This window comes from Dokdonia pacifica (assembly GCF_900188275.1).
Lineage (GTDB): Bacteria > Bacteroidota > Bacteroidia > Flavobacteriales > Flavobacteriaceae > Dokdonia > Dokdonia pacifica.
Genome location: NZ_FZNY01000001.1, coordinates 1,231,423 through 1,256,212, shown reverse-complemented (window position 1 = coordinate 1,256,212; position 24,790 = coordinate 1,231,423). Strand labels below are relative to the sequence as shown.

The following is a 24,790-nucleotide window of genomic DNA, read 5'->3' as shown; positions in this document are numbered from 1 at the left end:
AAGCCTGAGTACATTTTCATACTCAGGCTTTTTTATAACTACTCACTAGGTGGCATATCATAAAAGAACTGTTCTTTTACAATTTTGCCATCTTGTACTTGGTATACTGCAATTTCTGAAGATTGAGAGCGATGTCCGCTTGGTCGATGTGTGGTATCCATTTCAAAGCGTACAGAAAACCAATTATCAGCCACCGTAGGTTCACTTACTTTACTACTGTGCACTTCAAAGGTTTCTTCCCACCAAGCTCCTTTTTGAGCTACGGCTTCCATTCCTTGTACTTCTTCCATTTGGGCTCCTTTGGGTTCAATACTTACAATATTTGGGCTATACAAATTTTGGTAACAACTAGCATAATCTCCTTGATTACACCAGCTCACTAATTTTTCTGCGATTTCTTTTGTCTCCATAATTATAGAATTGTTTTTTATTTATCTATTGTGTATATAACACCTTGTTTTGTTTAAAATTACAATCCTTAAAGCAGCATTACAAGTCTTTTATGTTAAACAAAGTTTACTTTTTTTAGTAACTTTAATTCATAACTAATCAAAAAATATTAAAATTTATGGGAGATTATGACATTAATTGGATAGCACTTCTAGTAGCTGCTGCTTCCTCTCTGGTTGTAGGTTTTGTATGGTATGGCCCCTTATTTGGCAAAGCCTGGATGAAAGAATCTGGGATGACTGAAGAAAAAGTGAAAGAAGGCAATATGGCGCTTATCTTTGGATTGAGTTTTATTTTTGCTTGTTTTCTATCATTCACTATGTGGGCGCAAGTCATGATAGGTGGTGGTGGTGGAGAAATCCATGGGCAAGAACCTTTCCTTACATTTAAACATGGGGCTTTTCATGGTACACTCATGGGGCTTTTTGTAATACTCCCTGTTCTTGGAACTATCGCTTTATATGAACGTAAATCTATCAAATATGTTTTGATTGCTGCTGGATATTGGACAGTAACACTAGCTATAATGGGAGGTATTATCAACGCTTGGATATAATTACATACTGAACTATACTACAAAAGCTCATTAAATTATTTAATGAGCTTTTTATATTTTAAAAGGTGTATGCTGTTTGTACTCTTTCATCTTGATCTGTCTAACCAAAGGCTTAAATAGTAAGGTCGCCACAGTTCTGCGATGTCGCACATAGCACGTAAGATTTTCTGGGACGGCACCTAGCGTACTTTTAATTTCTGATGAGGTTCTTCCAAAGTTAACTTCTTTAGCTTTCGTTTCGATTCCTAGACGTACATAATCATTTAGAATTCTAGGATAAATGGACAACTCTTTATTGTAATCATAATCTATCCCAATAAAGTGTGCATCTACTCTATTTTCCACCATAAATGCGGTTGCAAAGCCTACGATACGATCCTTAAACCAGTAGGTGTTTATGAGTACGCTTTCGCGAAAGCGTAACTTCAATAATCGATACGTTTCAATTTCTAAATCTATGGTCTTAAACAATGCCCGATCTGTGATATTGCAGTATAGTTGTTGCAATTCTTTACGGTGTGTGTCTATGTCTTCTGATTCAAAAGATCGTATAGTTAATGGTGCGCTTTTTTTATCTGCCTTATTAACTTTTACACGATACTTTGACTTTAACGAAGCCTTGTATTGATCAAAATCTGTCCATTCTTCTTGTATACTAAGACACATATTTGGTTCTACCGCAAATGGCTGAAACTGGTGTTTCTCTACTTCAGAAACTACCGGAATATCAAGACTAGTAAAGTCTTTAAAGAAAAAAACAGAGGCTTTCTTTTTTGTGTGAACCTTCTTTATTTCCTGAGCAACCTTCTTATAAATGGGATTTTGAGGAATTTCATCTTTTATAATAACTCCGTAGTTTCCACTTAAAAATACGTTACCACATACGATGGTGTGTATTTTTCGAGCGCTTATATAGCATTGTAACGAGCGTGCTATACGTTCTGAAAAAGGAAGATGCTCTTGTGCATTGTCTATAGCCACACTCATTCGTTGTAAAATAGCTAAAGACACAACTTCATTATCTTGAGAAAGCACTAAATAACAGTATTCTATTTTTGGGTTTGCTTTTTCAAAAGCATAAAGAAATTCCTTTGTAAAATATAAAGTGTGATTACATGCTAATGTTTCGAATACCGTATCAGAGACTTCTTGTACCGTAGTATAATATGTAACTTTTAAATCACTCAACCGTAGTAGTTGTTTTACGTTTTGTACTTAAATATACTCCTAAAAAAATCAATGCTGCCGCAAAAACACGAATTCCGGTTAAAGAATCTGCTCCTAGGACTATAGCTACTAATGTTGCTAATAACGGCTGAAGGTAAATAAATGCTCCAATGGTAGATGGCCTAAGTGTACGTAATGCAAAAACATTAAATAGGTATGTAAGATAAGTGGTTCCAACTACTACAAAAATCATTACTCCAATTACTGACATTGGTAATGTAGACCACTGTACTTCCATAAATTCAGGTAATGCAACGGGTAAATTTGTAAATACAGCTATTAAAAAAAACCATTTCATTAGTGTAATGGATGAATATTTGGCAGTCAATGGTTTTACTATAATTAGATACACAGAATATGCTGTAGCATTTACTATAAATAAGATATTTCCTAAAGGGATATTAGGGGCATTCTCTTGTGTTTTTGCTCCAAAAAGAATCAAAACAAGTGCTCCTACTAATCCTATACCGATACCAGAGCCTTTAAACCATGTGATTTTTTCTTTTAAAAAAATAGCAGATAACACCAATAAAATAACCGGAGATAATGTAATGACTACACTACTATTTATGGGAGTAGATAACGCTAGTCCTTTAAAAAACATGAGCATATTGATAGTCATTCCAAACAAAGCACAAAGAACAATACGCCCCCAATCTTTACGATCTATCTTTTCTTTGGGAAAAAATAAACTAGTCATCCAAAACAACAGTGCAGCTCCTAAAACTCGTAGCATAATAAACCCAAAAGGTTTAATATATGTGGGCATTAGATCTTTTGCAAGTGTATGGTTTACACCGTAAATAAAACTAGCTCCAAATGCTGCTAGTAATGCTAAATGACGCTTACTCATGATTATTTAAACGCCTCTATAGCTTGTGCAACTACTTTTTTGCTATTTCCAACAAAAATGGCATCATTTACAATCATTACTGGGCGTTTTAAGAAGGTATAATGCTCCAAAATAAGGTTTTTATAATCTTCTTCAGAAAGGGTTTGTTCGTTTAAATTACGCTGACGATATAGCTGCGCTCTTTTACTAAACAAAGCTTCATAGCTTCCAGTAAAAGCATGCATCGCTTCCAATTGCTCTTTAGTAATCGCTACAGTTTTTATGTCTTGTAATTCTACATCATTGCTTGTATTAATTTCTTGTATAATACGTTGGCAGGTATTACAAGTAGAGAGATGGTATATTTTTTTCACAACAAAATAGCTATATGAGTTATCATCACAAAATTCGGTCATTTATTATGAAATAAACTACTTTTAATAAAAAATTCACATCATGATTTACGACTTTGACATTTGTCAAAAAAACCGACAATTACTACACAATCTAATGGAGAAGTTAACTCCTGAGCAACTCAACAAAATTCCCGATGGTTATAATAATAACATTCTTTGGAATATTGGACATAGTATAGCGACACAACAGTTGTTAGTATATGGGCTATCTGGAGAAGATATTCAGATTCCAAAACATATTATTGATCTCTATAAAAAAGGAACAAAACCTGAAAAACCAGCCTCCTTAGAAGAAATAGAAGAAATAAAACAGTTATTATTTTCAACAATAAACCAGTTAGAAAAAGATTATAGTGAGGGTGTTTTTAAAACGTTTAAAACTTATACTTTAAGTACAAGTGGAGGAACGCTTCATAAAGTAGAAGATGCTATCGCATTTAATAATTTTCATGAAGGTTTACACTTAGGGTACGCTATGGCATTAGTAAAAGCTATTTAAAACACAGATACCATTAAAAAAGAAAGCCCATCACTTTCGAGTGATGGGCTTTTTAAGTTTAGTTTTTAAGAAAATTACTATTTCTTAATCACTCTATATACTCCTGTTACACCATTAGAAGTTACTTGCATTAAGTAAGTTCCTTTAGCCATAGTACTTACATTTAATTGATACGTAGATGATCCATCTACTTTTTGTTCAAGTACTTTTTGACCTAATAGGTTAAACATTGTTACATTTTCTATTCCTGTTCTAGCATCAAGATTAATTACATCTTGTACTGGATTAGGGAAGAAGTTAAATCCTTCTAATGTATTCTCTTCTACAGATAAAGTACAACTAGAAGTTAATGTTCCTGACTCAATATTATTATCTGCATCACCAGATGCGATAACAGTAGTTCCATCAACTGCTAAAATGTTATAGCTTATTTCTTCAGGGAATCCTCCTGGTGTTACTAGAACTGTTGTAATATCTTCACCTGGGTTGATCTCAAAAGGTATAGATCCTGTAGTTCCATCATTAGCTGGATCATCATCAAGAGAAACACCATTAAGAATGATCAATCCATCTCTTAAAACATTGATAGTTGCTCCATTCCATCCGTCACCAAATGAATCAAACATCTCTAATGTATACTCACATTCTCCTGGAGGAGCTGCTTCTTCACAAGATACAGCTAGAGAGAAATCTCCTACTGATGCTCCAAATCCTTCAACCATTATAGTATAAGTAGTTGTTCCATCTGAAGTAAATGTTACTTGTGATTGAAGTCCACAGAAATCATCATTAAAAGCAATTTCGTTTACTAGTTCACAACCATCATCAAATACACGGATAAAAGAGTCATATGTTGTTAATCCATCACATAAAGATAACGTAACAAATTCAGTAGCCCCATTTCCTGTGTAAGTATAGAATACATCTGCAGAAGGGTTCTGTCCAGAATCCATTCCTCCTAATGTTGTTCCTGCAACTGTAGTACCACATTCTAATGCAATAGCTTCTTCACAATCATCATTAGGTGGAGGTAATAAGAATTGGAAATCTATAGAAACAAATATACTAGAATCGTCTTCTGTACAGAATGATTGTACGTATAATGTGTAGAAGTTTCCACTTATGAAAGGTCCAACAGCTGAATCTGTTGTCATATCAATTGTAGAACCAGAAGCGATAGGATCTGGAGTACCTTGTGGCACACCTTGATCTTGAATCTCCCAGATATATCCTAATGCATCCATAAAAGGATCCCAAGAAATATCAACAGTACCAGGCATAAAGTTACCTGCCATTAAGTTTTGAGGAGCTACACAAGAAGGGCAATCAGCTGTAAGTGTTCCTGACATAATATCAGTAGCAGGATCTGCTGTACCACTTGCTACTTCTATACCATTAACATCTAATATTCTATATGAAACCTCTCCTGGGAATCCACCTCCATCTATAAACATTGTAGTAACATCTGCTGTAGAGTTTACTGGGAAAGTAAGAATTCCTTGTACTCCGTCATTGTTAGGATCGTCATCTAAAGAAACGTCATCTAAAACAACAACACCATCTACAAGAACATCCATAATTGCTCCATTCCATCCATCTCCAAATGAGTCATTCATTTCAAGTGTATATTCACACATTTCACAAACTCCTCCTTCGTCAACTCTATCTATAAGAATTGGGTTAGAAAGATCAAAACATCCATCAAGATCTCCTATGTTAGCTCCCATATCAAGACCTACAAGTCCATCTTCATAACGTACATAATATACAGCGCAAACTCCTGGCTCAACACCATCTAAATCAAATGGAGGTGCCATAGGTAATCCTAAAATCTCTCCTGTTGCATTATCTGTAATAATCCATCCATTATTTGTTCCAACTGGATCTCCAACGATAGTAACATCAATTGGGTCTGGCATATCATCACCAACACAAATGCTTACTTCTGTATCACCTGTAGAAGTTTCGATTTCTGCAGCATTTACTGGACAATTACTATATGCAGCAACTTGGAAAGGTCCGAAGCCTCCGCCTCCCCATTCCCAAACGCGAACGTAAAGAACAGCTCCAGGCTCTTGATCAGTTAAATCTACTAAAGAAAATAATCCGTTTCCACCATCATCATCACATCCTATTTCAACTAATGCTCCTATTTCTCCACTATATAGAGCCATACCGGTATCAGTAATACCACCTGCAGTATCAGTTTCTATTGTTAATTGTCCTGTACTTGGAGGAACAACAGTAAACCATACGTCAGCTCCACCATAGTTTCCACAAGATGGATCATCTATTGCTGTATCTGTAGCACTTACATTAGAAGCAGTTACTGGGAAATCTGTAAATACAGCTCCTAGTGTTAAAGGAATAGCTCCTTCTGGATCATCATTTGTTGGAGGAGGTGTATCGTATGCAGACATTTGGAAAGTTCCTAGAGAACCTCCGTTCCATTCCCATACACGTGCATATAGTACTTCTCCTGGTGTACGTCCTTCTACTTCTGCTAAAGAGAATAAGCCAATTCCACCATCATCATTACAAACTACTTCAACTAAAGAACCTATTTCTCCTTCATATATACTTATAGCTGTATCTGTAATAGAACCATCATCTTCTTGAGATTCTACAGTAACAGAACCACTATCAGGTACTACAAAGCTATACCATAAATCTGCTTCAGTAAAGTTTCCACAAGATGGATCATCAATAGCCGTTGCTGTTGCTTCTGTATTATCTGCGATAACTGGGAAATCTTCAAAAACTAATCCTACTGTTAAGCTTGCAGCCGTTTCAGGATCGTCATTAAGTGGTGGTGGTGCACAAGTACCATATAATAGTTGAGCAACAAGCTCTACATTTGCTCCACTAAGATCTTCTAATTCTAAACTTACAATAGTTTCTGCTGCTAGAATACCTACAAAAACAGGTCCTGTACTAGTAACATCTACTGTTACAGTATCTATTAATCCTCCTTCTCCAATCACTCTAATATCTACACTAGATCCACCAGTAAGAGAATATAAGTCAAATCCCGTACTTGTTACTGGATCAGCTCCTGTAAAATTAATGACTGTAAAATCAGTAAATGTGTTAGAACCTACTGCTGGGTCTAGAGTACCAAATCCATCAGCTGGATCTAAGTATACAGTTACGTTTCCAGGAGTATTTACAGTAATTTCAAACCCTTCCTGTAATTCACCAGCTGGATAACAAGTATCTCCTGCAGAGCTTAATATTTCTCCACATCCTATAAGAGCTCCAGGACCTCCTGCAAAATCTTCTAGTATTAACATGTCTCCATTTGAACAGTTTGCTAGATAATCGTCTCTGTCATCAAAAGTAGTAACATTTGCTCCTCTAGCTTGAATAGAAGCAACAGAACCATCTGGTTTGTCAATAGTTGCTACCTCTTTTTGTAAACCAGCGTCTACATACTCTTGAAGAGTAAGAGGATTTTGCCCAAATGCCGCGACGGCAAAAAGGCATAGTAATAGTGTAATTTTTTTCATGTTTGGTTTATTTTTAAAGTGAAATCGCATAAAAATGCGGACCTAAAAGATAAATACTCTAAATCTTTTTTAAGAAAAATGTAACATATTTTCGATGAGTGACACCTATTAATCGCCATAAAACATAAAATTTTACCAAAAGGCTACAATATTAACATCAAAAACGCGTTTACGAATATCTCATTTATGCCTGAAAATGTTAAAAAACAGACATCTCATTTCTTGATTCTTCTAAATAAATCAAATAATCAGTCTTTTTTCATTTTTTAAAAACAGTTTTCTCAAATACTTATATATAATATATGCTTTCGCGAAAGCGTATACCTTCTAATACGTAACCTAAGTCATAAACAGTTCTTTTGTATATAGTAATGTTTAATTGTATTTTGAGCAGAAAAGAAAGTCAAGCAACAGTCTAACGTCTTTTTGTTTTCTTAAATAGATGATACATTATTATGAAGTTCAACACCAAAACGATACACGGGGGTCAAGAATATGACAAAGCCTATGGCGCTGTAATGCCACCTATATACCAAACATCTACATATGCACAATCTACCCCTGGTGGACACAAAGGCTATGAATATAGTAGAACACATAATCCCACTAGAGCCGCTCTTGAGAATGCCTTTGCCAGTATAGAGAATGGAAATCATGGTCTTGCCTTTGGATCTGGTCTTGCTGCAATAGATGCTATCTTAAAACTTTTAAAGCAAGGGGATGAGGTTATTTCTACAAATGATCTTTATGGCGGAACTTACAGACTATTTACTAAGATATTTGAAAGTTTTGGTATCAAGTTTCATTTTATAGGAATGGAAAATGCCAATGCTATAGAAAACTATATCACTCATAAAACAAAACTCATATGGGTTGAAACTCCTACAAACCCTATGATGAATATTATAGATATTAAAGCGACTGCTTTCATTGCAAAAAAACATAATATCCTTCTTGCTGTAGATAATACTTTTGCCACACCTTATTTGCAACAACCATTAGATTTAGGAGCTGATATAGTCATGCATAGTGCTACAAAATATATAGGTGGTCATAGTGATCTTGTCATGGGAGCACTTATTGTAAAAGATAAGGCACTTGCTGAAAAATTATATTTTATCCAAAATGCAAGCGGTGCCATATGCGGTCCTCAAGATAGCTTTCTTGCATTAAGGGGGATAAAAACATTACACGTACGTATGCAACGCCATTGCGAAAACGGAAAGGCAATTGCACATTTTTTAAAAACACATCCTAATGTAGATAAAGTATACTGGCCTGGATTTGAAGATCACCCAAATCATTCTATTGCAAAAGAACAAATGAATGATTTTGGAGGAATGGTATCATTTACGACAAAAGAAGATTCTTATGAAGGTGCTGTAAAAGTTGTAGAAAAATTAAATGTATTTACCCTAGCTGAAAGCCTTGGTGGTATTGAATCTCTTGCAGGTCACCCAGCATCTATGACACATGCATCAATCCCTAAAGAAGAACGAGAAAAAACAGGAGTTAAAGATTCTTTAATCCGTTTAAGTGTTGGGATTGAAGACATAGAAGATCTTATTGCAGATATTGAACAAGCATTAGCTTAATTCTTATGTTATCATAATAAAAATGGTTGCTATGTATAGCAACCATTTTTATTATTTATATTTTTTTATACGCTTTTGCGAAAGCGTATACATTATTCTATATAATATATGTATCCTACGTTTAGCCAGAAAATCCAATCATTTGCTCGATTTACTGGTCTAGGGTCAGGATTTAATCCGTCTACCCAGTTTGAGGTGTAATAATGCCACCTAGCATCTAGCACTAAATCACTAAGGGGAGCTAGCTTATATCTAATTCCAGCACTCCAAGTAATAGCCCAAGTAGAGCCTGGTCTATCATCAATACCACTATTATTTTGTCCTTCTCCTTGTGCAAAGCCTTGAAAAAGAGTGGGTGCTAATTCTCCACTAAAAGGATTTATAAACTGTCCTTGAATATCTCCAAGTTCAGAAGTAGCTTCGGGATCATAGGAAACAAAGTGAACACCAAGACTTACATAAGGGGCTACTCTATATGCGCCCGCAGTAAAATCTCGAATACTCATTGGAAAGTATTCCAATTGAGAACCAATCTCAAAGACATTGGCTTTTCCTTTATGACCTCTAAGTTGTAAACCTCCTAGATCATTATCTTCAGATTCTTCTCCAAAATGGTCAAGATTTGTGACGTGATAATCTATTTCGTTCCTTACTTTAAAGTGATCATTAAAGTATGTATCCCTAGAATAGCAGTTACAATCTGCTCTATAAGCGAAGTTTAAATAATGGACAATACCGATACCAAAACCGATATTTCCGCGGTTTGTATCGAAGTTATTACGCAATCCGAAATCAGATTGAAATGCTACAGGACCAGTGATAACGCCGACTTCGTGGGAAAAGCCTAACTGCGCTTTAAGCTCCTGGTGAGCAAAGCAAAATGAAATAATTGCCATGAGTAGGTATCTGGCTTTCATGAAAATAGGTAATTTGAGACAGCAACAAATATATAAAAACTAGGCTAACGGCGAAATTTTATGTCCATCGGCTTTCAAAAAACCAAGTAAATTTTTAAAAAAACGCAATATTTTTATGAATTTCGAAAAAAAAACGACTCAATTTTCAGGATACGTTATATTTGCACCCTATTAGAAACGTATTTTTAATATATAAATTATCTAACACCTAAAAGATATGTCAGACAGCATTAAAAACTTTGTCGATTATGTTGCTAAAAGCAATCAGAATGAACCTGAATTCATGCAAGCCGTTCATGAGGTTGCAGAAACAGTTATTCCTTTTATAGAAGCAAACCCAAAATATCAAGGTAAAAAATTATTAGAGCGTATGGTAGAGCCAGAACGTACTATTATATTTAGAGTGCCTTGGACTGATGACAGTGGAGAAATTCAAGTAAATCGTGGCTATAGAGTAGAATTTAACAGTGCTATTGGCCCTTATAAAGGAGGATTGCGTTTTCATCCTTCAGTAAACCTAAGTATTCTTAAGTTTTTAGGTTTTGAACAAGTATTTAAAAACAGCCTTACTACACTTCCTATGGGTGGTGGAAAAGGAGGATCTGACTTTAACCCAAAAGGAAAGTCTGATGCAGAAGTAATGCGTTTTTGTCAAAGCTTTATGACAGAATTATCTCGTCATATAGGACCAAATACAGATGTACCCGCTGGAGATATTGGAGTAGGTGGTCGTGAGATTGGATATATGTTTGGTCAATATAAACGATTACGTAATGAGTTTACGGGTGTCCTTACTGGAAAAGGATTATCATACGGAGGGTCATTAATTCGCCCAGAAGCTACTGGATATGGAGATGTATACTTTGCACAAAGTATGCTTAAAACAAAAAATGAATCTTTTGAAGGAAAAACAGTAGTTATTTCTGGTTCTGGAAATGTAGCTCAATATGCTACAGAAAAAGCAACACAATTAGGAGGGAAAGTTGTAACACTTTCTGATTCTAGTGGTTTTATACATGACAAAGACGGTATTGATGCTGAGAAATTAGCATATGTCATGGAAATTAAAAATGAGCGTCGTGGTAGAATTAAAGAATATTTAGACAAATATCCATCTGCCGAATATCACGAAGGGCAAAAGCCTTGGGGTATTACATGTGATGTAGCACTGCCATGTGCAACTCAAAACGAGTTAGATCACGATGCTGCAAAAACATTGATTGCTAATGGGTGTATCTGTGTGGCAGAAGGAGCAAACATGCCTTCTACACCAGAAGCTATTGAAGCTTTCCAAAATGCTAAAATTCTTTTCTCACCAGGAAAAGCATCTAATGCAGGAGGTGTTGCTACTTCAGGTCTTGAAATGTCTCAAAATAGTTTAAGATATAACTGGACAGCAAAAGAAGTAGATGAAAAACTTCATAATATCATGCTAGATATACATGAGGCTTGTGTAACATATGGGACACAAGAAGATGGATATGTAGATTATGTAAAAGGAGCTAATGTTGCTGGTTTTGTAAAAGTAGCAGAAGCAATGATGGCACAAGGTGTGGTCTAAGTTTTAGAAACATATAAAACAGTAAAAAGGCGACATATGTCGCCTTTTTTTTAAATATATTTTCGCTTTAAGCGAAAAAAAACAATATCTCACTCCCTTATTTAAAGACTAAGGCAATAATTGTATTTTTGAACGGTTTTAAAAGAAGAAATAAAAACACGTGAAACAACTCTATATACTTTTAATAGTACTGTTTTCCCTGCCTCTATATAGTCAAGATTTTTCTGATGAATGGACAGGATACTTTTCTTTTGCTTCTGTAGGAGATATTGATGAAGGAAATGGACGCATTTATGCTGCTTCAGAAAATGCAGTATTTATATTTTCTACCATTGACGGAAGCACCATCACTAGATCAACAATCAATGGTCTTTCTGGAAATAATATTTCTTCTATTTATTATAGCGAAGCTTTTGACACCTTACTCGTAGGGTATGAAAATGGAATTATAGATGTTATTGTAGGCAATAGTGAAAATGTGATTACTGTTGTAGATATATTTAATAGAGTTTCTATCCCTCCAGATAGAAAAAGAATCAATCACTTTACAGAATTTAATGGGTTTGTATATATCTCTACTGGGTTTGGTATTTCATTATATGATTTAGGCCAATTAGAATTTGATGATTCCTATTTTATTGGAGATAATGGTTCGTTGTTAGACATTACACAAACCGCCATTCTTGATGATTATATTTATGCTTCTAGTACGGAAGGTGGTTTAAGAAGAGCCATTGTAAATAATACAAACATTATAGATTTCAATAATTGGTCTACTGTTTTAAACGGTTCTTTTCAGGGTATTACTGCTCTTGATGATACTGTTTATTTAGCCAATGGCTCACAATTATTAGAATCTACGACAGGAACAAGTTTTTCTCTTTTCCAACAACTTCCAGAACCCATAGAAGATCTTGAAGCAAATGGTGTAGAATTAAGTGTTATTACAGAAAACACAGCTTCTATTTATAATGCAGGAGGAAATCTTATTAATTCCTTTTCAAATATTGCTGATTTTGATGATCCCTACAGTGCTTCTGTTATTGTAAATGGATCTCTATTTATTGCTACTATAGGCTCTGGAGTGATTAGAGTGCCTCTTAATGGAAATGAAGCATCTCAGATACTACCTAATGGCCCTCTGTTTAATAATCCTTTTAATATTAGTGCTACATCTAATGAATTATGGGTAGTATATGGAGAATATAGTGTTTCATACGCTCCAAGAAATAGAAGAAGAGGCATAAGCCATCTTGTTACAGAAACTGGATGGAATAATATTTCGGAGGATAGTATTTTTGGTGCTAGAGATCTTTCTTTTGTCGCCATTAATCCTCAAAATACTAGTCAAGTTTTTGTAAGTTCATTTGGATCTGGATTATTAGAAATTAATGAAGAAGTACCAACGGTTCTTTACGATGAGAACAATAGTCCTTTAGTAGGTATTGGAGCAAATAACAATAGTGTAAGAATAAATGGAACTGCTTTTGACAGAGAAGGAAATTTATGGGTTTCAAACTCTAGAGTTCCTAATATTCTTAGTAGACTTTCTCCTGATAATGGCCAGTTTAATACTGTCAATTTCTTTGATGACCTTCCTACATTGGTAGAAGAAGCAAATGGTATAGATGATGTTACCATTGCAGGAGATGGCAGAATTTACATTGGAACTAGTAATCAAGGTGTTGCTGGTTATGATCCAAATACCGGAAGTTTTGCTCGTATTGCAGGAGAAGAGGGTGCTGCAAATCTTCCTAATGATGACATTAGAGCACTTACCATAGACAGAAACGGGTCTTTATGGATTGGAACTCGAAGAGGGCTTCGTGTTTTATTTGCGCCATCATCTATATTTACAGAACCTAATGTATCTACAAATGCGATTATCATTTTACAAGATGGTATTCCTCAAGAGTTACTTAATGATCAGATTATAACAGAAATTGTTGTAGATGGTGCCAATAACAAATGGATCTCTACGGTAGATTCTGGCGTTTTTCTATTTTCTCCAAGCGGGCAAGAAACCTTGCAACACTTTACAGAAGATAACTCTCCACTACCATCAAATAACGTACAAGATATTGCCCTAGATCCCGAAACAGGAACTGTGTATTTTGCAACACTTCGAGGGCTTGTTTCTTTTGATGGATCAAACACAGGACCTGCAGAAGACTTAGAAGAGGTTGTGGTCTACCCCAACCCTGTTAGACCTACTTTTAATGGAGAAGTGACTATAGAAGGGCTTACAGCTCGTACCAATGTAAAAATCACAGACATCACTGGAAATCTTGTTTATGAAGAAAATACCGTAGGAGGAAGTATTACTTGGGATACTAGAGCTTTTGGAAGACACCGTGTTGCTTCTGGAGTGTATCTTATTCTTATTACGGGTCCTGATGCATTAGAAACACAAATTGCCAAACTGATGATTATACGATAATGCTTATTACTACCCAAGCAATTGTAATCTCTGCTATTAAATATAGTGAAGCAGACCTTATCGTTAAATGCTTTACAAAAAGTAGTGGTCTAAAATCATACCTACTCCGTAATATCCTAAAATCCAAAAAAGGGAAGCTCAGAACAGCAATGTTTCAACCGCTAATGCAGTTAGAAATAGAAGCTAATCATAAAGATAAGGGGACTTTAGAAACCATACGTGAAGCAAAAGTAGCCTATCAATACAGAAATTTACATACTGATATTACAAAAACAGCGCTTGTTTTCTTTATTGCAGATATGCTCAGAAGCACAATTATAGAAGAAGAGGAAAACAGCTTTTTATTTGATTACCTAACCACAGCGATCATATGGTTGGACACTCATGATACCATTGCAAATTTCCATCTTTTCTTTTTACTTAAACTCACTCAATATCTTGGATTTTATCCTGACGAGACACATATTGAGTTCGAATACTTTAATCTTATAGAAGGAACATTTGAGCCTTCAGAAATAAATATATATTGTCAAAACGGCAAGCAAATAAAAATTCTAAAAGAGCTATTAGGCATAAAATTTGATACACTACCAGAAATCAAACTAAACCAGAAACAACGTAGTGATTTCCTCACTATGTTATTACAGTATTATGAGCTACATTTGCACGGTTTTAAAAAACCTCGCTCACTTGCTGTGCTTAATTCAATTTTTACCTAAATGCGCTACCTATTTATTCTATTTTTATTTATAACTATAGCATCGCAAGCACAACAAATCACCGTTCTTGATATAGACACTAGAGAACCTATCATTAGTGTTGCTATTTATAATGAAGATAAGAGTATAAGTACTATTACCGATTTTGATGGAAAGGCAGATATAACCGCTTTCGCGAAAGCGGAAAAAATCATTTTCTCTGAAGTAGCTCATAAACAAGCGATTTATACAAAAGCTCAAATAATTGCCTACGGGAATAAAGTTTTTTTAAAACAATTAGAAAACACCCTTGGTGAAATTGTATTATCCGTATCAAAATTTGGTCAGAAAAAAAGTGAAATCCCTCAAAAAATTGTTGGTTTTTCTAAAGAAGATATCGAATTATATAATCCACAAACTTCTGCCGACTTATTACAAACAAGTGGGCAAGTATTTGTACAGAAAAGTCAGCTAGGAGGAGGTAGTCCTTCCATAAGAGGGTATTCTACAAATAGGCTCCTTATTACCCTAGATGGTATTCGTTTCAATACAGCCATTTTCAGAGGTGGAAATGTCCAGAATATTATCTCTATAGATCCTTTTGCTTTAGAAAGAACCGAAGTGATTTTGGGTCCAGGTTCTGTGGTTTATGGAAGTGATGCAGTAGGAGGTGTTTTGAATTTCTACACAAAAAAACCACAGCTTTCTAAGAAAGATACGTTAGGGGTTACCGTTTCTGGAAATGCACTTGCACGTTACAGTACTTCTAACAATGAAAAAACAGGACATTTTGATTTTAATTTAGGGTCTAAAAAATGGGCATTTCTTACGAGTGCTAGTTATTCTGATTATGGAGATCAAAGACAAGGACGCCATGGACCAGATGCTTTTTTACGAAACGAATTTATACGTCGTATTGATGGGGAAGATGTTGTTGTACAAAATGAGGATCCTTTACGACAAGTAAGCACGGGCTATAGTAGTTATAATTTCATGCAAAAAGTACGGTATGTGCCTAATAATACATGGGATTTTAATTTTAATGTTTCGTATGTCACCACTTCAGATTATGATCGTTATGATAGACTTACACAAAGAGATGATGATGGCAGTTTTAGATCGGCGCAATGGTTTTATGGACCTCAAAAGTGGTTCTTAGCCAGTTTACAAGTAAATAAAGAAGGAGGAGGTCCTTGGTATGATAGAGTGCAAGGAACTGTTGCGTTTCAAAATTCGGAAGAAAGCAGAAATGATAGACGGGTAGGAAGAACAGATCTTCGCACACGAACAGAACGCGTAAATGCACTTTCTGGAGCACTTGATTTTGAAAAAACACTTAAAAACAGAAAGACAAAACTTAATTACGGTCTTGAATATGTTTATAATTATGTAAACTCAAATGGCTCTATTACCGATATAGAAACAGGTCAGTTTGAACTCACAGATACACGCTATCCAGATGGATCTGAATGGCAATCGCTTGCCGCCTACGTAAGCGGTCAATTTGACCTTAGTCCAAAACTAAAACTAAACTCAGGTTTACGTTATAACCAGTTATTTATTTTTACAGATTTTAGAGATAATAATCAGTTTTTCAATTTTCCATTTGAAAAGTCACGTGTTAATTTTGGGAATGTAACGGGAAGTGCTGGTCTTAATTACCAACTTTCTAAAACAGTGCTTCTTAAAACCAATTTATCTACTGCCTTTAGAGCTCCTAATATAGATGACATAGGGAAAGTATTTGATAGTGGTGATGGAGACCTCATCATTCCTAATCCAGATTTAAAAGCAGAGTATGCTTATAATGCAGAAATAGGAACGGTTCTTAACTTTAATAATGTGGTCACTTTTGATGCCAATGTATATTACTCTCAACTAGAAAATGCATTAGTGCGTAGGGATTTTACGCTTAATGGTTCTTCAACAATAGAGTTTGAAGGAGAAACTGTAAATATAGAAGCTATTCAAAATGCAGGCACAGCTCAAGTATGGGGTTTTGAAGCTGGTATTGACATTAAACTACCTCATAACTTTAATGTGACCTCTCAGTTTAATATTACTAGAGGCGAGCAAGAAGAAGAAGACGGATCATTACTTCCCGTAAGGCATGTGGCTCCTACCTTTGGGAACACACATCTTATCTGGAAAAAAGACAGATGGACTTTAAATGCTTTTGTAAATTATAATGGCGCATTAGATTTTCAAGATTTATCTCCAGAAGTAAGTGACAGCCCAGAACTATTTGCTGTAGATGCAGATGGAAATCCTTTTTCTCCAAAGTGGTATACACTTAATGTATCTAGTCAGTTTAGATTAAATGATCAATGGAATTTTACTGCTAATCTAGAAAACATTACAGATCAGTTATACAGAACGTATGCTTCAGGTATTTCGGCAGCTGGACGTAATCTTATTCTTGCGGCTAAATATTCTTTTTAAAAGGGAATCAATCTGAGACCGCTTTCGCGAAAGCGGACTGAAGTTTAGGCACAACTTCTACATCAAACCAAGGATTTTTTGTGAGCCAAAACCTATTACGAGGTGAAGGATGCGGTAATGGAATAATTTTAGGAGCATATGCTTCATGATTTCTTACCGTTTCTGTAAGCGTCTTTTTTGCTGTGTCTTTTAGGTAATATTTTTGAGCATACATCCCAATAAGAATGATCAATTGTATATTGGGCATTTTACTTAATAATTGTTCATGCCATTGAGGAGCACATTCTGGTCTTGGTGGTAAATCTCCTGTTTTTCCTTTTCCTGGATAACAAAATCCCATAGGAACTAAAGATACCTTTGTAGGATCATAAAACACCTCTGAGTCACAGTCTAGCCACTTTCGTAATTGTTTGCCACTAGGGTCATCCCAAGGAATAGAGGTCGCGTGTACTTTTGTGCCTGGAGCCTGTCCTATAATAATCACACGTGCATCCGGATGTGCTGTGACTATAGGATTAGGACCTAAAGGAAGGTGTTCTTTGCATATTTCACAAGAACGTATTGAGGATAATAATGTTTCCATAGGAATTGAACTTTAACATACTACTTATTGTCATCACAATGATACTAAGATTAAGCACAACAGCAGCTACTAGAAAAGGAATGTAAATTGTACTTTTTGCTGTTATTTTTTTCCTGCTAGCACGATTACGATTTCTCCTTTAGGCGGTTTTTTTGTGTAATGTGCTAATACTTCTTTTACTGTACCTCTAATAGTTTCTTCATGGAGTTTTGTAATCTCTCTAGAAACCGATACTTGACGCTCTTCTCCAAAAAACTCAGCAAAATTTCCTAAAGTCTTTATGAGTTTATGAGGAGATTCATAAAAAATCATAGTTCTTGTTTCTTCTACTAATAAGAGAAGACGGGTTTGTCTTCCTTTTTTTACAGGAAGAAATCCTTCAAAAACAAATTTATCATTAGGCAATCCACTATTTACCAAGGCAGGTACAAATGCAGTTGCCCCAGGAAGACAATCTACTGTAATACCTGCTTCTACACATGCTCTCGTTAATAAAAACCCAGGATCAGAGATCGCTGGAGTTCCTGCATCGCTTATCAAAGCCATGGTCTCACCCGCTTGTAATCGTTTTACAAGGTTTTCTACTGTCTTATGTTCATTATGCATATGATGACTCATCATCTGCGTTGAAATCTCAAAATGCTTTAATAGCTTTCCGCTAGTTCGTGTATCTTCAGCAAGAATAAGATCTACTTCTTTTAAAACACGGATAGCACGCAATGTGATATCTTCTAAGTTTCCAATAGGTGTAGGAACGAGGTATAATTTGCTATTTTCAGTCATACATAGGTCGTATTCTTTTTCCTAAGAAGTATGATATTGGCAAGAAAATTAATACGATCAAGGAAAACAGATATTCACCATCGGCTGCATGTGTATGTGCTGCAAATGCTAAGACAGCATCAAAAAACAACCCTGCATATGCCCATTCTGTAAGCCAAGGAATGCCTCTCCATAATACCATCGCAATACCTAATACTTTTGCAATCGCTAGTGGAATTACAATATAAGAAGGATATTGAAGTGCTTCAAAATAGCTCTCTACCATGGCTGTATTTATAAAATACATTTGTGCCGAAAATATAAAAATACCACAGGTTATCACTGTAGCAATCCAATAGCTGATTTTTTGAACTTTCATTAGGATGTATTAATTAAACTTACTCTCAATAATCTGTATAAAACGTTCTTCGTATTCTTCTTTCCCTTCCCAAGAATCATAATCAGGCTTTACCATCTGATATATAAATTGTTTTGCCTCTTCTAAAGACCTAAAAGTGCTTAATTGTGACAATACTCTATTATAGTCGGCATCACTACCTTGGAAGAGATGTTTTATGAAAGCAAGCTTATCATTGAGTCCTATTTTAAGACCACTTTTAAGTTTATCATTAAGGTTTTTAGGAATTACATCTTCTTCGGCTACTGCGACAGGTTCAAAAACAGGTGTTTGAGCAAACTCCCTCCCTATTTCTAGCATATCATTTTTTTGATAGCGATCTTGAGGCTCTATAGAATCTACAAGCTCATCTATAACCGAAGCTTCTGGAGGCATTTCGGCTACGATGTCTTTAATTTTTTCAATTACAGGTTCGTGTACAGGTTCATCTTGATTAAAAACAGTACCATCTGGCCTATGCCTGTCATTTGCTCTTGCTTCAGCAAATCGCGCTTCATTTTCGGCAACAATTTCTGCTGGTGTTTTTACTTTAACAGGTTCAGGCGTCTCTATTTTTTCTTCTTCGTGTACTTCTTCTAATATTTTCTCAATAACAGGAGCTATTGCCTCTTCCTCATGTATTTCATTGATTGTTGCTTCAATTTTAGACAATCCAATAGTAGGTTGGCCAGATTGTTCTAGCTTTTCTGCATAAGATAGCACCATCAATTTCTCATAAAGCGCTCTAGATTGCTCTGTCATTTGCGCATATGAAGTATCATCTTTAAGTTGTAATATTTTGTGTGCGAGACTTATTAATTCTGCTTTAATAGATTTCTTCATAACTTTCGAATACTTAACGTTGATTACGTCTCTTTTTTGATAAATTTACCCTGACCTAAAACCAAACGTCAAAAAAGACGTTTTGGTCTTGAAAAGTACAAAATGTTTCTCGAAAACACAGTAAATCATAAGGAGCAATTCGGTTGGATTGAAGTAATTTGTGGATCAATGTTCTCTGGAAAAACAGAAGAACTCATTCGCAGGCTTAAACGCGCCCAGTTTGCAAAACAAAAAGTTGAAATCTTCAAACCTGCTGTAGATACTCGCTACGACGAAGAAATGGTAGTATCTCACGATGCTAATGAAATACGTTCTACACCCGTTCCTGCGGCAGCAAATATCCCTATTCTTGCAGATAATTGTGATGTGATAGGAATAGATGAAGCACAATTTTTTGATGACGAAATTGTAAAAGTATGTAATGACCTAGCAAATAGAGGCATTAGAGTTATTATTGCTGGTTTAGATATGGACTTTAAAGGAAATCCTTTTGGACCTATGCCTGCATTGATGGCTACGGCAGAGTATGTTACTAAAGTACATGCCGTATGCACACGTACGGGTAACTTAGCCCAATATAGTTATCGTAAAGCACAAAATGACAACATTGTACTTTTGGGAGAAACCGAAGAGTATGAACCTCTAAGTAGAGGCGCTTATTACAAAGCCATGTTGCGTGATCGTCTTAAAAAAATGGAGGTAAATGATCCTACCGAAGTTTCTATAGAAAAAATACCTGATACAAACACCGATAAATAATCTCTTATGGGGGTCACCCGTCTAGAAATAAACCTCAATGCATTAAAACATAACTACGCCTATCTCAGGTCTAAACTTGCTAAAGATGTAAAAATGATGGGGGTTGTAAAAGCTTTCGGATATGGAAGTGATGCCTGTGAAGTAGCGCTATTCCTAGAAGAATTAGGAATTGATTATTTTGCTGTAGCGTACGCTCATGAAGGAGAAGCTTTACGTAAAGCAGGAATACAGATTCCTATTTTAGTATTACATCCTCAACCTGATAATTTTAAAGTGGTTATTGAAAATTGTCTAGAGCCTAGTTTATATAGCGCCCGTGTTTTTCGTGAATTTTCCGCTTTCGCGAAAGCGCATAAACAAAAACACTATCCTGTTCACTTAAAATTTAATACCGGTCTTAACCGTTTAGGTTTCTGGGAAAATGACACCGACTGGATTCTAGAACGTCTTAAAGAAACAGATGCTATTAAAATCACCTCTATTTTTTCACATTTAGCGGCTAGTGAAGATTTAGAAGAAAAAACGTTTACCCAACATCAGATTGCTAGTTTCACAAAAACTGCAAATACTCTTTTACAAGCATTGGATGATACTCCTTTCTTACATCAGAGTAACACCTCAGCTATTATTAATTATCCGGAAGCTCAGTTTGATATGGTACGCACGGGTATAGGATTATACGGCTATGGCAATACTCCTAAGGAAGATCAAAATTTACGTCCTGTAGCATGCCTTAAATCCGTCATTTCTCAAATACATATGATTGAGCCTAATGAAACTGTAGGATACAATCGTGCCTATACAGCTACTCATTATGAAAAAACAGCCACGATTCCCATAGGACATGCCGATGGTATTTCCAGAGCTTATGGTAATGGTAAAGGATATGTCACTATACAGGGAGAGAAAGCGCCTATTATAGGGAACGTATGTATGGACATGCTTATGGTTAATATTACAGGTATTGATTGTAAAGAAGGAGATGATGTCACTATTTTTGGAGAAGAAGTCTCTGCTGTTGATGTGTCTGCTAGGATTCATTCTATCTCATATGAACTACTCACCGCGGTATCTCAACGGATAAAACGTGTCGTTCTTCGATAGCAACTTGTATATTCTTAAAACTTTGTTAATTGAATTTGTTTTTTTAGTACCTTAGAGATTCATTAACCTTTAAACCAAATTAAAATGTTAAAAGAATTTAAGGATTTTATTATGACGGGTAACGTCATTGATTTTGCTGTTGCAGTAATTATGGCCGGAGCAATGGGAGCAGTGATTAATGGGTTCGTCTCTAAAATTGCTATGCCTCTTATTGGTCTAATAACTGGAGGTGCAAGCTTTTCAGATAAGTTCTGGACTCCAGGAGATGTAGAATATAAAACTGTTGAAGCAGCAAAAGAAGCAGGGGTTGCAGCAGTAGAATATGGAGCTTGGATCGATACTATAATTAGCTTAATCGTTGTAGGATTTGTTATGTTCTTAATTGTAAAAGCATACAATAAAACGAAGAAACCAGCTGAAGAGCCTGCTCCAGCAGGACCATCTGAAATTGATTTATTGACTGAAATCAGAGATGCACTTAAAAAATAAACATACGTAGCCACCGCTACAGTACATATTTTTAACCGTAAACTGCCTTAGTTATCTAGCTAAGGCAGTTTTTTGTTAGTAATTATACATTTTTTAATTCTTTTGTGTAACCTTCAAATATTATGCATTTTTTATTTGTTTTAAAGTTCATAAATCAAGTACATCTCCCTAAATTTGAGGTTTTAATTTAAAAACATTCATATTCTAATGAGAGTAGCCGTAGTAGGTGCTACCGGAATGGTAGGCCAAGTGATGTTGCAAGTGCTTGCAGAACGTAATTTTCCAATAACAGAATTAATTCCTGTTGCATCTCCACGATCGGTAGGAAAACAGGTGCTATATAAACAGAAGGAGTACACTATTTCTTCTATGGAAGATGCTATTGCTGCCAAACCAGATATTGCTATTTTTTCTGCTGGAGGAGACACGTCTCTTGAATTTGCTCCAAAATTTGCCGAAGTAGGAACTACTGTAATTGATAATTCATCTGCATGGCGAATGGATTTAACAAAAAAACTGGTTGTTCCTGAAATTAATGCAAATGCTTTAACTAAAAACGACAAGATTATTGCAAACCCTAATTGCTCTACGATACAAATGGTATTGGCACTAGCGCCATTACATAAAAAGTATGGCATTAAAAGACTGGTAGTTTCTACATATCAATCAATTACTGGAACAGGTGTAAAAGCAGTACAGCAATTAGAAAACGAGTATGCAGGAGAGAAAGGTGAAATGGCATATCCATACCCTATTCACCGTAATGCGATTCCTGCTTGTGATGTTTTTCAAGAAAATGGATATACCAAAGAAGAATTGAAACTTGTTAATGAAACTCAAAAAATACTAGACGATCGTACCATTGCGATAACGGCAACTGCGGTACGTATTCCTGTAGTAGGAGGCCATAGTGAGTCTGTAAATCTAGAATTTCATAATGAATATGATCTTACTGATATACGCAAGCTGTTAAGTGAAACTGATGGTGTTACTGTACAAGACAATCCAGATACAAACACCTACCCTATGCCTATTTATGCTGAAGGTAAAAATGATGTATTTGTAGGTCGCATACGCCGAGATCACTCACAAGAAAATTCATTGAATATGTGGATTGTCTCTGATAATCTTCGAAAAGGAGCAGCAACTAATGCTGTTCAGATTGGAGAATACCTTGTAGAAAATAATTTGGTGTAATATCAAATACTATATAATAGAAAACCTCCCTTGTGGAGGTTTTTCTTTTTAGTACATTGTCATAAGTAAATACCACATATAATGAAATCTATTCTTTCACTTTTGCTGCTTTTGTATAGTTACGCTACTATGAATGCTCAATCTTTTGAGTATTCTGGTGATTTTAATCAAGATGTAGTGTTTTTACTACCTGAAGGGAGAGTAGATTTTGAGATTATGAATGGTGTCTCTATGTCTGATAGATCAGAAAAAATTATTGAAAAATTCACAAAAGCGTTATCAGAAAATAAAGAATGGTTTAATCAACAAGTGAATAACGTTCTTGCAAAAGAAGGTGAACCTATGCCTTATGATAAAAGGATGGGAATTACTAAGGAAGAATATGAATATATGGTTACTAAAAAATTTGATGTAAAAATAAATTCTACGGGACAATTATACTTTGATATTTCTTATTCTAAAAACAAAATCTATCTGAAATCATCAGATACAACAGACTTTACATCAATCGTTATTGATTTAAAATCTAAAAAAGCTCGTATTAATGAAAAGACACTTGCATTTGATGGCCCTCTCATTATTGAATCTCCTGATAATGTATTTAATAGTAGCTGGAGAGGATATAAATGGATTAATGAAGAATCAAATAGTACAACTATCGATTTTGAAAACATAGACAATATGGTTATAAAAGTATATAGCATTACTCTTGGCTATATAGATGTATCAAAACAATTATATATTGATATTAAAGGTGGAGAATTTAATGAAGGAGAAAAAACAGTAGATTTTAAATATAGATTACTCTCAAAATAAATTAATCCCATTGAAAACAATCGATCTTTCTACTTGGAAACGCAAACAACACTTTGATTTTTTTACGCAATTTGAAGAACCTTTTTTCGGAGTCACTGTATCTGTAGACGTTACGAAAGCTATGCGCGTTGCAAAAGAAAAAGGATATTCTTTTTTTTCATATTACTTACATAAATGTGTTCTTGCTTCCAATCAAATAGAAAACTTTAAATATCGTATCACTCCCGATAATCAAGTGGTTTTATATGATCATATTGGTGCCTCAGCAACATTGATGAGAAAGAATGAAACATTTGCATTTAGTGATATTCCTTATGCAGAAGATTTTAATGAGTTTGTGACTTCTTTACAAAAAGAAATAGAGCGTATTCAAGAAAGTGACACACTGTTTCCTCCAGAAAATCCAGAAAATGTAATCCATTATTCGGCGATACCATGGCTTAATTTCAGCTCCATCACCCATGCCAGAATGTTTAAAGCTAAAGGAAGTGAGCCTAAAATTTCCTTTGGAAAAGTAACAACTCAAAGTGAAAAAAAGACAATGCCTGTAGCGATATACGTTCACCATGGTCTTATAGACGGCCTTCATGTAAGCCGTTTTATAGATGTTTTTCAAAATCTGCTTAACGCCTAAACAAAATGCCTTAAGGTCAAATTGACAATTTTTTTGAAGTTTATTTGTAATCGATGGTATTCTC

23 protein-coding genes are annotated in these 24,790 nt (G+C 35.1%); 13 read left to right on the top strand and 10 right to left on the bottom strand.

Going from position 1 to position 24,790, the window contains the following annotated elements; all coding sequences use genetic code 11:
- Positions 1-38: 38 nt before the first annotated feature.
- Positions 39-410, bottom strand: a complete 372-nt coding sequence (locus CHB80_RS05530) for a nuclear transport factor 2 family protein (RefSeq protein ID WP_089370415.1) — start codon at positions 408-410, stop codon at positions 39-41.
- Positions 411-568: 158 nt separating this feature from the next.
- On the opposite strand from CHB80_RS05530, the gene CHB80_RS05525 reads away from it, so the two are divergent.
- Positions 569-1,006, top strand: coding sequence for a DUF1761 domain-containing protein (locus CHB80_RS05525; protein WP_089370414.1), 438 nt, complete (start codon positions 569-571; stop codon positions 1,004-1,006).
- A gap of 51 nt (positions 1,007-1,057) precedes the next feature.
- Here CHB80_RS05525 and CHB80_RS05520 read toward each other — a convergent pair whose 3' ends face one another.
- From CHB80_RS05520 to CHB80_RS05510, 3 genes are read right to left on the bottom strand one after another with little or no spacing between them, the layout of a single operon-like run.
- Positions 1,058-2,194: a GNAT family N-acetyltransferase gene (locus CHB80_RS05520; RefSeq protein ID WP_089370413.1), complete on the bottom strand. Its 1,137-nt coding sequence runs from the start codon at positions 2,192-2,194 to the stop codon at positions 1,058-1,060.
- Entirely contained in the window at positions 2,187-3,086 is a 900-nt protein-coding gene (locus CHB80_RS05515) for a DMT family transporter (protein ID WP_089370412.1), read from the bottom strand. The genes CHB80_RS05520 and CHB80_RS05515 overlap by 8 nt, the downstream gene beginning before the upstream one ends.
- 2 nt (positions 3,087-3,088) lie before the next feature.
- Entirely contained in the window at positions 3,089-3,439 is a 351-nt protein-coding gene (locus CHB80_RS05510; protein WP_089370780.1) for an arsenate reductase family protein, read from the bottom strand.
- An 82-nt stretch (positions 3,440-3,521) separates the two neighbouring features.
- Between CHB80_RS05510 and CHB80_RS05505 the strand changes: the two genes are divergently transcribed.
- Complete coding sequence (locus CHB80_RS05505; RefSeq protein ID WP_089370411.1) at positions 3,522-3,980, top strand: DinB family protein; 459 nt, start codon at positions 3,522-3,524, stop codon at positions 3,978-3,980.
- A 77-nt stretch (positions 3,981-4,057) separates the two neighbouring features.
- Here CHB80_RS05505 and CHB80_RS05500 read toward each other — a convergent pair whose 3' ends face one another.
- Positions 4,058-7,489 (bottom strand): T9SS type A sorting domain-containing protein, encoded by a 3,432-nt coding sequence (locus CHB80_RS05500; RefSeq protein WP_179218089.1) that lies wholly within the window; start codon positions 7,487-7,489, stop codon positions 4,058-4,060.
- Between the two features lie 455 nt (positions 7,490-7,944).
- On the opposite strand from CHB80_RS05500, the gene CHB80_RS05495 reads away from it, so the two are divergent.
- A complete protein-coding gene (locus CHB80_RS05495) occupies positions 7,945-9,084 on the top strand; it encodes a cystathionine gamma-synthase (protein WP_089370409.1) in 1,140 nt (379 codons plus the stop codon).
- A gap of 92 nt (positions 9,085-9,176) precedes the next feature.
- Here the strand turns inward: CHB80_RS05495 and CHB80_RS05490 are convergent, their stop codons facing one another.
- A complete protein-coding gene (locus tag CHB80_RS05490) occupies positions 9,177-10,001 on the bottom strand; it encodes a THC0290_0291 family protein (RefSeq protein WP_089370408.1) in 825 nt (274 codons plus the stop codon).
- 217 nt (positions 10,002-10,218) lie between these two features.
- Between CHB80_RS05490 and gdhA the strand changes: the two genes are divergently transcribed.
- From gdhA to CHB80_RS05470, 4 genes are all read left to right on the top strand, one after another.
- Positions 10,219-11,562, top strand: a complete 1,344-nt coding sequence (gene gdhA / locus CHB80_RS05485) for an NADP-specific glutamate dehydrogenase (RefSeq protein WP_089370407.1) — start codon at positions 10,219-10,221, stop codon at positions 11,560-11,562.
- Positions 11,563-11,722: 160 nt separating this feature from the next.
- Entirely contained in the window at positions 11,723-14,002 is a 2,280-nt protein-coding gene (gene porZ, locus CHB80_RS05480; RefSeq protein ID WP_089370406.1) for a type IX secretion system anionic LPS delivery protein PorZ, read from the top strand.
- Positions 14,002-14,721, top strand: coding sequence for a DNA repair protein RecO (recO, locus tag CHB80_RS05475; protein WP_089370405.1), 720 nt, complete (start codon positions 14,002-14,004; stop codon positions 14,719-14,721). The genes porZ and recO overlap by 1 nt, the downstream gene beginning before the upstream one ends.
- Positions 14,722-17,142, top strand: a complete 2,421-nt coding sequence (locus tag CHB80_RS05470) for a TonB-dependent receptor plug domain-containing protein (protein WP_089370404.1) — start codon at positions 14,722-14,724, stop codon at positions 17,140-17,142.
- 7 nt (positions 17,143-17,149) lie between these two features.
- Here CHB80_RS05470 and CHB80_RS05465 read toward each other — a convergent pair whose 3' ends face one another.
- The 4 genes from CHB80_RS05465 to CHB80_RS05450 form a co-directional block, all read right to left on the bottom strand.
- Positions 17,150-17,725, bottom strand: a complete 576-nt coding sequence (locus CHB80_RS05465) for a uracil-DNA glycosylase family protein (RefSeq protein WP_089370403.1) — start codon at positions 17,723-17,725, stop codon at positions 17,150-17,152.
- A 102-nt stretch (positions 17,726-17,827) separates the two neighbouring features.
- A complete protein-coding gene (gene rsmI / locus CHB80_RS05460; RefSeq protein WP_089370402.1) occupies positions 17,828-18,508 on the bottom strand; it encodes a 16S rRNA (cytidine(1402)-2'-O)-methyltransferase in 681 nt (226 codons plus the stop codon).
- A complete protein-coding gene (locus CHB80_RS05455) occupies positions 18,501-18,866 on the bottom strand; it encodes a DoxX family protein (RefSeq protein WP_089370401.1) in 366 nt (121 codons plus the stop codon). Before CHB80_RS05455 ends, rsmI begins: the two co-directional genes overlap by 8 nt.
- Before the next feature lie 9 nt (positions 18,867-18,875).
- A complete protein-coding gene (locus CHB80_RS05450) occupies positions 18,876-19,727 on the bottom strand; it encodes a hypothetical protein (RefSeq protein ID WP_089370400.1) in 852 nt (283 codons plus the stop codon).
- Positions 19,728-19,829: 102 nt separating this feature from the next.
- Between CHB80_RS05450 and CHB80_RS05445 the strand changes: the two genes are divergently transcribed.
- The 6 genes from CHB80_RS05445 (at position 19,830) to CHB80_RS05420 (ending at position 24,726) form a co-directional block, all read left to right on the top strand.
- Entirely contained in the window at positions 19,830-20,486 is a 657-nt protein-coding gene (locus CHB80_RS05445; protein WP_089370399.1) for a thymidine kinase, read from the top strand.
- 6 nt (positions 20,487-20,492) lie between these two features.
- Positions 20,493-21,590, top strand: coding sequence for an alanine racemase (gene alr, locus CHB80_RS05440; RefSeq protein WP_089370398.1), 1,098 nt, complete (start codon positions 20,493-20,495; stop codon positions 21,588-21,590).
- Between the two features lie 84 nt (positions 21,591-21,674).
- Complete coding sequence (gene mscL, locus CHB80_RS05435) at positions 21,675-22,079, top strand: large conductance mechanosensitive channel protein MscL (RefSeq protein ID WP_089370397.1); 405 nt, start codon at positions 21,675-21,677, stop codon at positions 22,077-22,079.
- A 207-nt stretch (positions 22,080-22,286) separates the two neighbouring features.
- Positions 22,287-23,276 carry an aspartate-semialdehyde dehydrogenase gene (locus CHB80_RS05430; protein WP_089370396.1) on the top strand — a complete coding sequence of 330 codons (990 nt, stop codon included), beginning with the start codon at positions 22,287-22,289 and terminating at the stop codon, positions 23,274-23,276.
- Between the two features lie 81 nt (positions 23,277-23,357).
- Complete coding sequence (locus CHB80_RS05425; protein WP_089370395.1) at positions 23,358-24,092, top strand: hypothetical protein; 735 nt, start codon at positions 23,358-23,360, stop codon at positions 24,090-24,092.
- 10 nt (positions 24,093-24,102) lie between these two features.
- Complete coding sequence (locus CHB80_RS05420) at positions 24,103-24,726, top strand: chloramphenicol acetyltransferase (RefSeq protein ID WP_089370394.1); 624 nt, start codon at positions 24,103-24,105, stop codon at positions 24,724-24,726.
- Positions 24,727-24,790 lie beyond the last annotated feature (64 nt).